Genomic DNA, 12,944 nt, shown 5'->3' on the forward strand with positions numbered 1-12,944 from the left:
CCCACATCCGAACCTTGGTGGACCGAGGACTACGGGCAGTCAGCCGGGCAGACGGTGGTCGTCTCCCACGGCTGGCACGTGGCATCCCCGCACGAGGCGTTCAGGAACGTCTCCAGCACCGCCTTGCGGTGGGGCAGGAAGACGTTGGTGAGCGCCGGGGAGATGCGGTAGCGCGGGCCGAACACCCCCGAAAGCGGGTCGAACTGCTCACCCACGTGCACGAAGCCGCCCGACGGAGGCCAGACGAGCCCGCCGCCCAGGTTCGCGCCGTTGCTGTTCTCGTGGCAGCCGGCGCACGACAGCGCCATGGAGCGCGCCACCACCTGCTGCGGCGTCAGCGTGCTGCCCGCCGCGGCAATCGCCGCCTGGACGTTGGTGTGGAAGGGGCTGGGGCCGGGGCCGAACTGCGCGACGTACTGGTTCTCGAACACCCCCACGTGGCTCTGCCCGCTGTTGAACGCGTCCGGGATGGTGTTGTTGAACAGGTTGATGTCATTGACGGCCAGCGCGGGCACCTGTCCGGGGAACAGCGAGCCCTGGAACGTGGGCGCGAGCGCGTGGCCGGACGCCGGGTTGAACAGCGTCCCACCCGGGTTGACCTTCACCGTCACCGGGACGAAGCGCAGCTGGCAGGGGGTGGCGCCGCACATCGTCCGGCGCACGCTGAACTCACGCAGCGTCCACGGCCGCCCGATGAACTGGTTGGTGCGCACCTGCCCCGTCGCCACGCTCCCGGAGCGGTTGCCGTAGTTGTCGATGTGCACCACCGGCATGACGCCCGCGCCCGGCAGGCCGTTGAAGTAGAAGCCCTGCAGCGCGGCGATGCGGGACGACAGCGTGGTCATCCCCGTCAGCGAGGCCCAGAAGTTGGCGACCGGCTGACAGCCATTGAGGCCCGCGGCGGGGTTGGGGTTGGGCAGCACCGCCTCGAAGATGAGCAGGTTGCGATTGCCGCCGCCCGGGATGCCCGAGCGCTTGCCGAAGACGATGCGGTACTCACCGCAGTCGCTGCCCGACACCGGCGCCAGGTCGAAGCGGTTGACCAGCGCCAGCGGGATGTACTCGTCGGGGTTGGTGCCCGGGTTGATGAAGGGGTTGACGAACGCCTGGTTCGACTCCGGCCGCGGACACTCGAAGGGGAAGGTGTTGAAGACGGGCAGACAGCCCGGGGGCGCCTGCGTGCTCCACCAGTCCTGGAAGAGCGCCAGCGGCGTCAGGCCCGCGACCCCCGACTGCGTCACCAGCTGCGTCATCACCCGCAGCAGCGTGAAGTTCCTCACGATGGCGTCCTCGGTGACGATGAGCGACGCCCGAGGGTCCACCGTGATGGCCATCGCCGACGGCCCGCTCGGCAACGGCAACATGCCGATGCCACGACGCTCCGGATGACGCGCCGGGTCCGCCTCCACCACCTCGGGCACCGGTGACTCGGGCTCCACCGCCGCGTCCCCACACGCCGAACCCAAGGCCAACAGCGCGCACACCACTCCCACGCGCCAGCTTCCCTGGCGCATTTCAAACATGCGTTGCATTCGCGTTCTCACACCCGCGCGGACGGCCGCGCCCCCTGCCAGGGATGAGCAACTCCGGCCCCTGCCGGAATCACGACTTGGCAAGATATGCCGTGATTACACGTTTATACATTGTTCATTGGCATAAATCCACGCCAACCCGCACACGGGGTGACGCGGGAGCAGTGCCATCCCGAAGACGTGAAACACCTCCAAGGTGGGACGGGCGACAGACGCGCGGGCGGGTCGTGCGGGCTCTGGGCGGGGGAGATGCACAGCATGATGCGGGGTGCCGGTGACACCAGCACTCGCGCGGAGAGGGGACGCCGCGCCGGGTCATCGAGGGGGGAACATTCATGGACACGACACGACGCGCCGTGCGCGTCCGCGCGAGCTTTCATCTGGCCATCCTGATGACCTGTCTCGTCGGCTGCGGCGGCCACCTGGAGTCACCCGACACATCCGGGGGGGAGGCCGTGGACCAGCGCGTGGAGTGGGCCTATCAGGACTACTACCGCGTGGACCTCGGCCCTTCGGGCGCGCTGGCCAGCAGCCGGCTCAGCCATGGGACGGTGTTCGTCCCCATGCTGCGCCCGGGGACGCACGCCCCTGTCCTGGGGCTGGATGGAACACCGCTGCGCTACACGTGTGGTGTCACGTTCATCTCACCGCGCCGGGCCATCACCGCGGCGCATTGCGTGGATGCCACGAACGTGTGGTCCCCCGCGAACCAGCTGCTCGAGGTCCGCATGTATGACCCCATGCGCAGCGACGAGGTGGGCTGGGAGGCCACTGCGCGGAGCCTGTCGGGCACCTTCCCGCGCTATCGCAAGACACCGCTGGGGCCGGGCTACAGCACGACGTCCTACGGCTGCCGCGTGGTGGCGCGCTGCGGAGGGCCGTATGGCGACTACCGCTGCCCCGCGGCCTTCCCCCGCGCGGACACCGCGCTGCTCGACTGCGGAGATTCGAGCCCCGGCTGTCGCTATGACTACCTGGGCGTGGCCGGGTCCGAGGGCGAGGGCCTCCCCGTCTCGATGTCGTGGACCCACGAGGTCTACACCATCCCCGCGGACCGGGGCTCCGACCTCTGGCGCCACTACACGCGCTACGCCGGCCACGAGCCCACGCTCAACTACCACTACTACGACGCCCACCAGCTGCTGCCGCTGCGCTCCACGCCGTGGTCCCCCTCCGGCCGCCCCCGCGTCTCGCTGGGCGTGACGTCGACGGGCACGGACGCTCGTCTCACCGAGCTGCATGGCTGCCACGGCTCTTCGGGCGCGGGCATCACCCAGCGCAACACGGCGCTGGGCACCGAGGAGCTGCTCGGGCCCGTGGCCGTGTGGGATTCGTGGGTGTTCCTGGCGCACGACTACGACTTCCTCTGCGAGGACCCCGAGCGCACCGCGCGCGGCCCGGGAGACGCGGGGCTGGGCTACGCGCGGCTGGCCTTCACGCGCAAGCTCGTGGAGTCGAGGAGCGCCTCGGATGTCTGCGATGCCCAATCGCCCGGCCTGTTCCCCAACCTCCACCTGTGGCTGGAGCACGATGTCTGGCTATTGCGCCGTGCCCCGCTCACGCCGCAGGCCTTTCCCAAGCCCTGGCCCTGCGTCGAGGCCACGTGCTCCGCCTGGGAGCGCGTGCGCTTCCCCAACGAGCCGCTGGTGCCCGTCGGGCGGAGCAGCCCCCTCTCGCTGCCGCCCGCGCGGGTGGTCTCCGGCATGAGCTATCGCGTGTCGGTCCGCGTCCGCGCGCTGGAGGCCACGCCGCCGCGAGTCACCCTCACCCTGGGCGGCCAGACGCTCCTGCGCGGAGCCAGGCCCCAGAGCCGTCCGGGCGAGGCCGCGGGGCTCGTCGCCACCACCTTCGTCGCGACCAGCGGAGGCACGCAGACGCTGAAGCTCTCGCTGGAGGCGGACTCCGGCGCCGCCGCGGTGACGGAGTGGGTCGTCGTCTCCGACACGCTGGCCCAGGGCTTCGAGTACCGCTCGCAGCGCGTGGGGGTGGGCATCCTGGAGCCCGGAGCGTCCGTGCCGGTGCCGGCCACGTGGACCCGGGGTGAGACCTCGCGCTTCGCGTCGCTGCTTCGCGGCGGACAGCGGTGGGTGGCGACGCGGCAGGCGCTCGTGCCGGGGCGCGGCTGGGCCGTGGCCTTCGACACGTCGCGCGCCACGCGGGGGATGATGTGCGGCTTCATCACCGCCGACGGGCGGGAGCCACGCATGCCGTGTGACGCGGTGGCGAAGCGGGTGCGCGCCAACTTCCAGCTGGGCACCGCGCAGCCCGTCGCGTTCTTCGTCGACCTGCCCGAGGGCCACCCCGACGTGGCCCTGGACAACCTGCGCCTGCAGTCGCGCTGAGATGCTCGCGCGGGGCCCTTCCGCCCGGAAGAGGGATGACTCCGGGCGGAGGCGCTCACGCGGTGGCTCAGTGGCTCACGTCGCAGGTGCCGTCGTCGGACAGCAGCCCGCCGACGCGGACGTGGTAGAGCTCCCCGGGGACGAACGGCTCGTACTGGTGGCGCACGAAGTAGAGCGTGCGCTGGTCCGGCGAGAGCGTCGGGTGGTACTCGTCCAGGTCCGTGTTCACCGTCGGCCCCAGGTTGCGCGCCGGCTGCCAGCCACGCCACGTCTTGCGGGCGACGTAGAGGTCACCGTAGCCGTGGCCATCCGGGCGGGCGATGGACGCGAACAGCAGCGTCCTGCCGTCCGCGAGGACGTTGGGGTTGAACTCCCAGGACTCGGTGTTGATGGCGGGCCCCAGGTTCTCCGCGGGGCCGTAGGAGCCGTCGCGACGCGGGCGCGAGCGGTAGATGTCCCAGCCGCCGTAGCCGCCCTCGCGGTCCGAGCCGAAGTACAGCGTGCCCTCCGCGTCCACGCTCGGGTAGAGCTCGTCGGAGGTGCTGTGGACCGCGGCGCCCAGGTGACGCGGCTCGCCCCAGCCGCCATCGCGGCGACGCTCCACCACCCACATCTCCACGTCCGCGCGCGGCTGGCCGTTGACGGGACGGATGGAGGAGAAGAAGAGGCGGCGTCCGTCGGGGGAGACGAACGGGTCGATGTCCGAGTGCACGCCGGAGAAGGACGCGGGGCGGGGCTGCGTCCAGCGGCCGTTGCGCCACTCGGAGAAGACGATGGTGGCCTGACGCGTCTCGGGGAAGAAGCCGGCGCTCACGCCCCAGAACGCGGTGCGGCCGTCCGGCGTGAAGGCGATGCGCCACTCCTCCTGCTCGGGCAGGGAGATGAAGCCGGGGGAGAGCACCTCCGGCGTGCTGGGCGCGGAGGCGGAGGCGGACGTCGCGACGGACAGCGCGAGCGTCGCGAGCAGCGTGGGGATGCGACGGGACGACGACATGGTGAGCTCCTCTCGGGTGTGGCGAAAGGAGCCGGGCTCGCTCTCGCCATGGCCGTAGAGGTACAGGGTGCCCGCTCGCCTGTCCGGGAAGCGGGGATGAAGCGAAAGGGGCGCGGGATGGATGGCGCGCCACCAGGGACGGCGCCTTCAGCGGGCGCTGTCGCTTCCCAATCCCAGCGCGGCCTCGACGCGCGCGCGGTGACTGCGACCGGTGCGCACGGCGGTACCGCTCGAGCCGAGCACCAGCAGGTACTCCCCTTGGGACAGCGGCTCCGCCTCGCGCACCTGGTCCAGGTTCACGAGCACGGAGCGGTGCACGCGCAGGAAGCGCCGTGTGTCCAGGCGTTCCTCCAGGTGCGTCAGCGTCTCGCGCAGCACGTGCTGCTCCGCGCCCACGTGCACGCGCACGTAGTTGGCCTCGGACTCGACATGGGAGATGGCGGAGCAGTCGACGAAGCGGATGCGACCGTCCACCTTGACGGGCAGACGCCGCAGCGGAGCCTCCGCCAGCGCGAGCCCGGACAGGAGCGCCTCCTGCCGAGCCACCGCCTCGCCTCGACGCACCAGCCGCACCTGCTGGCGCGCGCGGGCGAGCGCGGCGCGGAAGCGCTCCTTGTCATAGGGCTTGAGCAGGAAGTCCAACGCCTGGGCCTCGAAAGCGCGCACGGCGTGCTGCTGCCACGCGGTGACGAAGACGACCACGGGCAGCGACTCGGGCGGCAGCGCGCGGAGGACCTCGAAGCCGTCTCCCGCTGGCATCTCGACGTCCAGCAGCAGCACGTCCGGCGAGGACTGGAGCACGCCGCGCACGGCCTCCGCGCCGCTGGCGGCCTCGGAGACGAGCTCGACGTGCGGCTCCGCGGCGAGCAATGCGCGCAGGCGCGAACGGGCGAGCGGCTCGTCATCCGCGAGCGCCACGCGAAGCACGGACGGCTCCGCCGCTTCACCACCGCCCATCATCACCCAGCCCTCCCGGACGCGCGCTCCATCACGACACGCCGACGCGCGGCTCTCATGCGGCCACCCGCTCCGGCGAGCGCCACGCGAAGCACCGACGGCTCCACGACCTCTTTGCCGCCCATCATCACCCTGCCCCCTCCACGCGCGGCCCTCCTGCCGCCACCCGCTCCGGCGAGCGCCACGCGAAGCACCGACGGCTCCACGACCTCTTTGCCGCCCATCATCACCCTGCCCCCGGAGGCGTGCTCCATCACGCCCCCCCACGCGCGGCGCTCATGCGGCCACCCGCTCCGCGCCGGGCGCGTCATCGAGCGGAACCCGCAGCTCCACCACCGCGCCGCGAGGCGTCCCCGCGCGCAGCTCCAGCGCGGCACGAGGCCCGTACAGCGTCGCCAGCCGGGCGCGCAGGTTCGACAGCCCCACCCCGCCACCTCGCGGAGGGCCGCTCACGGGGGGGCCCATCCCGTCATCGCTCACGCACAGGCGCAGCACGTCGCCCTCCCGCTCAGCGGAGATCTCGATGCGCCCGGGCTCCGCGCGCGGCGCCAGCCCATGACGGATGGCGTTCTCCACCAACGGCTGCAACGCCAGATACGGCACGCGCGCATCCAGCACGTCGGGCCCCAGCCTCCAGGCGACCTCCAGTCGCGGCCCGAAGCGCGTCTGCTCGATGTCCAGATACGGCGCCAGCGCCTGCTGCTCCTCGCGCAGCGTCACCTCCTGCCGCGCATGGGACTCCAGGCTGTGGCGCAGCAAGTCCCCCAGGCGCGCCAGCATCTTCTCGGCGGCGTCCGGGTCCACGTGGACCAGCGAGGACACGGCGTTGAGCGCGTTGAAGAGGAAGTGGGGGCGCAGCTGCGACGCCAGGGCCTGCAGCCGCGCCTGCGCGAGCTGCGCCTGCAACTGGTCGGCGCGCCGCTGACGCACGTGCGCGCGGCGCGCCAGGCCCAGCGCATGCGCTCCCGCCGTCAGCAACACGAAGGGCAGCAGGTTGTTGACGACGCTCTGCGCGAGCACGTCGAGCACCTGCGGCGTGCGCTCGTACCAGCCGATGAGGTCCTGCGTGAGCACGACGAAAGTCGCCCGCCCCAGCACGACGACGAGCAGCGCCCCTCCGTGGAAGCCCAGCGCCCGCCGCAGGTGCCCCCGCGACAGGGGCACCCGCTCGGACAGGCGCAGACACATCACCGTGATTGGCACCCACAGCAGGGAGCTGGCCAGCGACATCCGCCACAGCGCCCCCTCCACGACCTTCAGCTCGCCGATGCGTTGCAGCAGCTGCGTCTGGCTCACGGAGATGAGCGCATCCGCGAGCCACCACCCCAACGCCCCGATCCACACGGCCCAGGACGGCAGGGGCTCCACCTCATCCACTCGGGGACGAACCGGCTCCGCGTCGCGCATGCGCACGGAGGCTAGCCATCTCCCGGGACCGCTTCCACGTGCCCTGGGATGAACCGCGCCGCCTCAGGGATGAACGGCGTGCCCCCCGTCAGGCGGGCAATCCAGCGTCGCGGTGACGTTGCCATCCTGCTGGACCCCGACCCGCGTCAGGGCCCTTGGGCCTCACTCCGCCTTCTTCGGCGCGGGAGCGGGGCTCACCACGCGGTGCACGGGGTAGTAACCGCCCACCTCCAACAAGGTGTCCAGGAACTGCCACCGGCAGAAGCCATCATCGGAGTGCGGCTCCAGCAGGTAGACGGCCAGCGTGCCCGCGCGCTGCGCGGTGGGGACGCGGAGCGTGCCCTGGGCGAACTCGCGCTCGCCGCGCTCGGGCGACACCGTCAGCACCGTCTCGAAGCGCACCGGCTTGGGCTTCTGGCTCAGCGGCACCTCCGCCTGCCCCGGCGGCGGCACATTGGCGGCCACGTCCGGGCTGAAGGTCTCCTCGCGCCGGGCGATGCGGTAGCTGTCCACCAGGAAGCGCTGCGCCTTGGGGAGCACCTCGAAGCGGATGCCCTGCGACTCCAGCCGGGGCGCCAGCTCCGCGGGCACCAGGTACGCCTCCGGCGTGCTCACCGACTGCGTCGGGATGAAGGTGCGGAAGTGCGGCACGCGGTAGACCTTGCGCTTCTTGCCCGGGAAGCGCCGCTCCGTGACGCTCTTCTCGTCGAACGCCTGGATGCGCGCCAGGTCACCGGGCTTCACGTAGGCCGGGTAGTCGAACGTCAGCTTCCCCTCCCCGTCGCGCGTGGCCACGCCGTAGTTGATGCCCACCAGCGTCTGCGGATCCGGCGTGGTGCCCCGGGCGATGATGGCCTCCTCCTGCGCCTGGGTGAGCGCGCGGTACGTCTTCGCGCTCCGGGCCGCCTCGCGAATCAGCTCCAGCAGCCACGCGTACATCACCGCGCAGCGGCGCGGGAAGTCGATGTAGCTGTACGTCTCCAGCAGCACGTCCAGCCGGCCGAGCAGTCCCCGGTAGTGGCTGCCGAAGCGCGGCAGCGCCGGGTACGTATGCCAGCCCGAGCTGGGCACGCCCTCCTCGCGGTAGTTGCCGTACCAGAAGCTGTCGAAGCCGTGGCGCTTCTGCACCGCCTGGGCGACGCGGTCCAGCATCTGCCGGTTGTAGTCGCGCAGCTCCTGGAACAGCGGCTCGTTGGAGTGCGACGTGTCGTAGGTCAGGTCGAAGTCGTGGATGCTGCCGTCGGTGGTGTGGCAGTCGATGAACAGCTCCGGCCACCACGTCTGGTGCAGCTTCGCCATGGCGCGCGTCTCCGGCGCCTCCTGCTTGGTGCTGTCGCGGTTGAGGTTCCAGCCCTCGCCGGTGTAGCGCGTGCCCACGCCGCCCGCCGGGTTGACCTGCCCCTCCAGGTCCTGGAGGTTCAGCTTGCGGTTGTTGGGGCTGATGCGGTCATTGCCGTCCGGGTTGAAGTTCGGCACCAGCACGAGCACCAGCTTGTCGAGCAGCTTCTGGCCCAGCCTGGTGAGCGTCAAATCCCGCGCGAGCGCGAGCACCGACTCCTTGCCCTCCACCTCGCCGGCGTGGATGTTAGCCTCCACCATCACCACGACCTTCTTCTGCTTGCGCGCCAGCTCCGGCGTGAAGCAGTTGCGGTCGCTCACCACCAGCGACACCAGGGGCTGGCCCTCGCCGCTGGTGCCGAAGTCCACCCGTCGGGCGAGCTTCGTGCGGCGGCAGAGCTCGTCGATGAAGGCGAGCACGTCGGAATGACGCGAGGTTTCAGCGTGATTCGAGGCTTCGGCGCGGGTGAGCAGCTCGGACATGGGCGCGCATCCGAGCGCCACGCATGGGCGGCGTCAAGCACTTCATCTTCGCGCCTGTCCACGCGAGGATGCGAGCGCCATGCGAATCTGGGTCGACGCCGATGCCTGCCCCACGCCCGTCCGCGACATCCTCCTGCGCGCCTCACAGCGCCTGAAGGTGCCGCTCGTCTTCGTGGCCAACAAGTCCCTGTCCCTGCCCCGCTCGGAGCTCGTCTCCACCGTGCAGGTGGGCGCGGGGCTGGACGTGGCGGACCAGCACATCGCCACCTCCGCCCAGAAGGGGGACCTGGCCGTCACCCAGGACATCCCCCTGGCGGCGCTGCTGGTGCCGCGCGGCGTGGTGACCCTGGACCCGCGCGGCGAGCTGTTCTCCGAGGAGAACATCGCCGAGCGGCTGTCCGTGCGGAACTTCATGCAGGAGCTGCGCGAGAGCGGCGTCGTGACGGGCGGCCCCAGCGGCTTCAACGCCCAGGACCGCCAGCGCTTCGCCGCCACGCTGGACCGCGAGCTGGCCCGGCTCCTGCCCAAGCGAGGCTGAGCCCCGCCCGTCAGGTGCCGTCGATGAGCCGGAGGGCCAGGTCGGGGCTGAACGTGCCCGCGGGCGTGTTCGGCGCGATGCCGCAGTTGCCGTCGGAGTCCCCTGGCACCTTCACCCACAGGAGCAGCTCCGCGCCACCGCCCACCTGGGACGTCACGCCCAGCCGGCGGCCGCCGGGGTTGCACCACTCGCCGTTGTGCCCGTTGCCATTGCGGCTGGTGTCCACGACGAAGGGCTTCGTGTAGCCGTAGCGCGAGGTGAGCGCGGTGTTGACGTGGGTGCCGTACGTCGTCGACTGCGCCGTCGTGTAGAAGTTCGACACGTTGAGCGCGAAGCCGCGGATGTTGCGCACACCCGCGGACTCCAGCCGCTGCGCCATGGTGTCCGCGCCAATCCAGTTCGCGTTGCCGCCGTCCAGGTAGGCCCAGGTGTTGGGCGCCCTGTCGCGCAGCTGCTCCGTCGCGTAGCGCAGCAGGCCCAGGCGCGTCTGGCGCTCGGGGTCGTTGGGCAGACAATCCAGCTGCGCGACGGCATCCGGCTCGATGATGACGATGGCGGGGCGGCTGCCCAGGCCGGTGACGAAGGCGGAGATCCACGCGCGATAGGCCTCCGGGCTGCCCGCGCCGCCGCCGGAGTGGCTGCCGCAGTCACGCCCGGGGATGTTGTACGCCACGAGCACCGGCAGCTTGTCGGCCGTGTCCGCCGCGCCCACGAAGCCGGACACCGCGGCCGTGATGTCGCCGCTCCAGTTGCCGAACCAGCGCGCCCCCGGCTTGCTCGCGATGGACGTCTGGATGCGCGAGGCGCGCGAGTCCCCGCCGTTGTCGCGCACCCAGACGGCCGGGTTGGAGTGGGGGTCCACGTAGAAGCCGCTCGTCATCGCCACCGGCCCGCCGCCGCCCGGATTGCCTCCGCCCGACGTGGTGAGCGAGACGTTGTCCAGGAACAGCGAGAAGGCGCCCCGCCCGCCCACCTGGAACGTCACCTGCCCCGCCGCCGTCGCGAGATTCGAAGTGAAGGGGAACGTGAACGTGCGCGCCGTGCCATCCAGCGTGATGTTCTGGTCCAGCGGCGCGGTGTACGGCGCCGCGCCCAGCTGCACCGTGGCCCGCACCGTCACGTTCGCCGTCGCGGAGGCGGTGAAGGTCAGCGTGTACGCCTGCCCGTTCGCGAGCGCGATGTTGTCCTGCCCCATGGGCGCGTCCCACGGATTCGCCGTGCCACCCGTGACGTTGACGCGCAGCCGGCCGTTCTCCACCACCGACTGAGTGTTCGGTCCGCTCCACCAGGGCGCGGTCTGCCCGTTGCTGAAATCTCCGTTGACCACCAGCTCCACCAACTCCGCGGCCCGCACGCCTGTCGACTCCGGCGTTGGCGCGGGCGTCTCCGACGAGGACGGACCACATGCCGCCACCAGCGACGCCGCGAGGACGAACGGCACCCAACCCACCTGCGGACGCAGTTGCATGAAACAATTCCTCCTGCCCGGAACCGGATGCCAGGAATTGACGTCCAGCGAATCACGGGCCTGTGGCAGCCTGGAGAGTCCACGCTGCCGCGCCGAGGGAATATGGGCGGGTCTTTCTGGTTTTGCCAGCGTTAATACACACAAGCCCACCAGGAACGATGGGCTTGGCAAATTCCAGGATGTCTTTGAATCGTGCTCAGCGCAGGGCGGTGACATGCACGGCGGGCGTGCGAGCGGCCGTGGCGCGCTCCACGACGCGGCCCAGGCGCAGCAGCAGGTGCTCCTCGTAGGGGCGCCCCATGAGCTGCAGGCCCACGGGCAGCCCCGCGCTGTCGTGGCCGGCCGGGACGGACAGGGCGGGGAAGCCCGTCAGGTTCCCCTCGCGCACGAAGCGCATCAGCGCGTCGACGACGGGCAGGTTCGACTCGCCGTCGGGCAGCGTGCCCTCGGGGATGAGGGGCGCGGTGGTGGCCGTCGACGGGGTGACGAGGACATCCACGCCCGCCATGACGGCGAGCAGCTCGCGCGTCAGCCGGTGGCGATGCCGCAGGGCGTGCACCAGGTCCGTGGCCCGGAAGTGCCTGCCGATGGCCAGGTTGGTGCGCGAGTCGAGCCCGAAGTCCGAGGCGTGCTCGCGCGAGTGCGGCAGCATCGACTCGGCCATCTCGCTGAGGATGATGCAGCTGTGCGTCCAGAGCACGGTGTTCAAATCCGGCGCGGGCACCTCCACCACGGTGGCGCCCGCGGCCGTCAGCGCGCGCACCGCCTCCTTGCAGCGCGCCACCACGTCCGCTGACGCGTCCTCGAAGTACGGCCAGCAGATGCCCAGCCTCACGCCCGTCAGGTCCGCGCGCTCGTAACCGGACAGGTGGTGCGGGGGCTGTCCTTGGGAGACCAGGTCCTTGCCGTCAGGTCCGGCGAGCAGCGCATACGCCGCCGCGACGTCGTCCACCGTGAGGCCCAGGGGCCCCACGTGCCCCACGTTCCAGCACAGGGGCGGCACGCCCGTCTCGGGGATGCGGCCCCACGTCGCCTTGAGGCCGACGATGCCGCACAGGGCCGCCGGGATGCGGATGGAGCCACCGCCGTCCGCGCCGATGCTCAGCGGACACAGGCCCGCGGCGACGACGGCGGCCGAGCCGCTGGAGCTGCCTCCGGTGATGTGGCCCCGGTTCCACGGGTTGCGCGCGACGCCGTGGTGCGGATTCAACCCGATGGGGTTGATGCCAATCTCGTTCATGTTGGCCTTGCCCAGGATGAGCGCGCCCGCGGCCTTGAGGCGCGCGGCCACCGTCGAGTCCACCGAGGCCACCTGGTGGCGGAAGCGCGTGCCCAGCGTGGTGGGGAAGCCCGCCAGGTCCACCTCGTCCTTGAGCACCACCGGCACGCCGTCCAGCACGCTCAGCGCGCGGCCCTCGCGATGGCGCCCGGCGGAGGCCTCGGCGGCGCGGAGCACCTCGTCGGGCTTGCGCGCGATGAACCACCCCATGCGCGCCTCGCCGCGCTCCAGCCGGTCGATGGCCTCGTTCAGGCGACGGGCCACGGAGACCGGGTCCGCGCCGCCCTCGCGGTAGGCCCGGACATACGCGCCCACCGTCTCGCGCTCCGGCGTCACGGGCTGCGCCAGGACGGCGCGCGAGGCCTGCTCCGTGGGGGACTGGGGCTCGGTGGCGGGCGCGCCCGGAGGCAGCGGGTACTGGAGCGGGGGCGCATCACCGGCGGACAGCTCCCGCCACCGGTCGATGCCGCTGTCGCGCACCAGCTTCTCCAGCACGGGTGAGCCGACGGCGCTCTCCAGGGTGTTGACGAACGCCTTGAGCGCCAGCCCCGACACGCGTGGCGCCTTCACCGGGTTGCGTTGGTAGGACATGCCCTGGAGCCTACC

The 12,944-nt window shown here is 71.4% G+C and carries 9 protein-coding genes; 2 read left to right on the forward strand and 7 right to left on the reverse strand.

What is annotated here, in order from left to right; all coding sequences use genetic code 11:
- Positions 1-29: 29 nt before the first annotated feature.
- Entirely contained in the window at positions 30-1,523 is a 1,494-nt protein-coding gene (locus OWM54_RS07020) for a hypothetical protein (RefSeq protein ID WP_223752214.1), read from the reverse strand.
- A 344-nt stretch (positions 1,524-1,867) separates the two neighbouring features.
- Between OWM54_RS07020 and OWM54_RS07025 the strand changes: the two genes are divergently transcribed.
- A complete protein-coding gene (locus OWM54_RS07025; protein ID WP_223752213.1) occupies positions 1,868-3,874 on the forward strand; it encodes a hypothetical protein in 2,007 nt (668 codons plus the stop codon).
- Positions 3,875-3,941: 67 nt separating this feature from the next.
- Here the strand turns inward: OWM54_RS07025 and OWM54_RS07030 are convergent, their stop codons facing one another.
- The 4 genes from OWM54_RS07030 to OWM54_RS07045 form a co-directional block, all read right to left on the reverse strand.
- A complete protein-coding gene (locus OWM54_RS07030; protein ID WP_267696978.1) occupies positions 3,942-4,868 on the reverse strand; it encodes a TolB family protein in 927 nt (308 codons plus the stop codon).
- A 147-nt stretch (positions 4,869-5,015) separates the two neighbouring features.
- A complete protein-coding gene (locus OWM54_RS07035) occupies positions 5,016-5,828 on the reverse strand; it encodes a LytR/AlgR family response regulator transcription factor (protein WP_248544815.1) in 813 nt (270 codons plus the stop codon).
- Positions 5,829-6,101: 273 nt separating this feature from the next.
- The gene (locus OWM54_RS07040; protein ID WP_267701100.1) at positions 6,102-7,232 is read right to left on the reverse strand and encodes a sensor histidine kinase; all 1,131 of its coding nucleotides are present in this window, start codon (positions 7,230-7,232) and stop codon (positions 6,102-6,104) included.
- A gap of 162 nt (positions 7,233-7,394) precedes the next feature.
- A complete protein-coding gene (locus OWM54_RS07045; RefSeq protein ID WP_267696979.1) occupies positions 7,395-9,053 on the reverse strand; it encodes a M14 family zinc carboxypeptidase in 1,659 nt (552 codons plus the stop codon).
- Between the two features lie 79 nt (positions 9,054-9,132).
- On the opposite strand from OWM54_RS07045, the gene OWM54_RS07050 reads away from it, so the two are divergent.
- Entirely contained in the window at positions 9,133-9,591 is a 459-nt protein-coding gene (locus OWM54_RS07050; protein ID WP_141325926.1) for a YaiI/YqxD family protein, read from the forward strand.
- Positions 9,592-9,601: 10 nt separating this feature from the next.
- Here the strand turns inward: OWM54_RS07050 and OWM54_RS07055 are convergent, their stop codons facing one another.
- Positions 9,602-11,059 (reverse strand): glycoside hydrolase family 6 protein, encoded by a 1,458-nt coding sequence (locus tag OWM54_RS07055; RefSeq protein ID WP_223752209.1) that lies wholly within the window; start codon positions 11,057-11,059, stop codon positions 9,602-9,604.
- Between the two features lie 196 nt (positions 11,060-11,255).
- Positions 11,256-12,929, reverse strand: a complete 1,674-nt coding sequence (locus OWM54_RS07060; RefSeq protein ID WP_267696980.1) for an amidase — start codon at positions 12,927-12,929, stop codon at positions 11,256-11,258.
- Positions 12,930-12,944: the final 15 nt, after the last annotated feature.

The organism is Myxococcus sp. MISCRS1 (assembly GCF_026626605.1).
GTDB lineage: Bacteria > Myxococcota > Myxococcia > Myxococcales > Myxococcaceae > Myxococcus > Myxococcus fulvus.

Coding starts and splice junctions, on each gene's coding strand:
- OWM54_RS07020 (WP_223752214.1), bottom strand. CDS start 1,523: ATGTTTGAAATGCGCCAGGGAAGCTGGCGCGTGGGAGTGGTGTGCGCG.
- OWM54_RS07025 (WP_223752213.1), top strand. CDS start 1,868: ATGGACACGACACGACGCGCCGTGCGCGTCCGCGCGAGCTTTCATCTG.
- OWM54_RS07030 (WP_267696978.1), bottom strand. CDS start 4,868: ATGTCGTCGTCCCGTCGCATCCCCACGCTGCTCGCGACGCTCGCGCTG.
- OWM54_RS07035 (WP_248544815.1), bottom strand. CDS start 5,828: ATGATGGGCGGTGGTGAAGCGGCGGAGCCGTCCGTGCTTCGCGTGGCG.
- OWM54_RS07040 (WP_267701100.1), bottom strand. CDS start 7,232: ATGCGCGACGCGGAGCCGGTTCGTCCCCGAGTGGATGAGGTGGAGCCC.
- OWM54_RS07045 (WP_267696979.1), bottom strand. CDS start 9,053: ATGTCCGAGCTGCTCACCCGCGCCGAAGCCTCGAATCACGCTGAAACC.
- OWM54_RS07050 (WP_141325926.1), top strand. CDS start 9,133: ATGCGAATCTGGGTCGACGCCGATGCCTGCCCCACGCCCGTCCGCGAC.
- OWM54_RS07055 (WP_223752209.1), bottom strand. CDS start 11,059: ATGCAACTGCGTCCGCAGGTGGGTTGGGTGCCGTTCGTCCTCGCGGCG.
- OWM54_RS07060 (WP_267696980.1), bottom strand. CDS start 12,929: ATGTCCTACCAACGCAACCCGGTGAAGGCGCCACGCGTGTCGGGGCTG.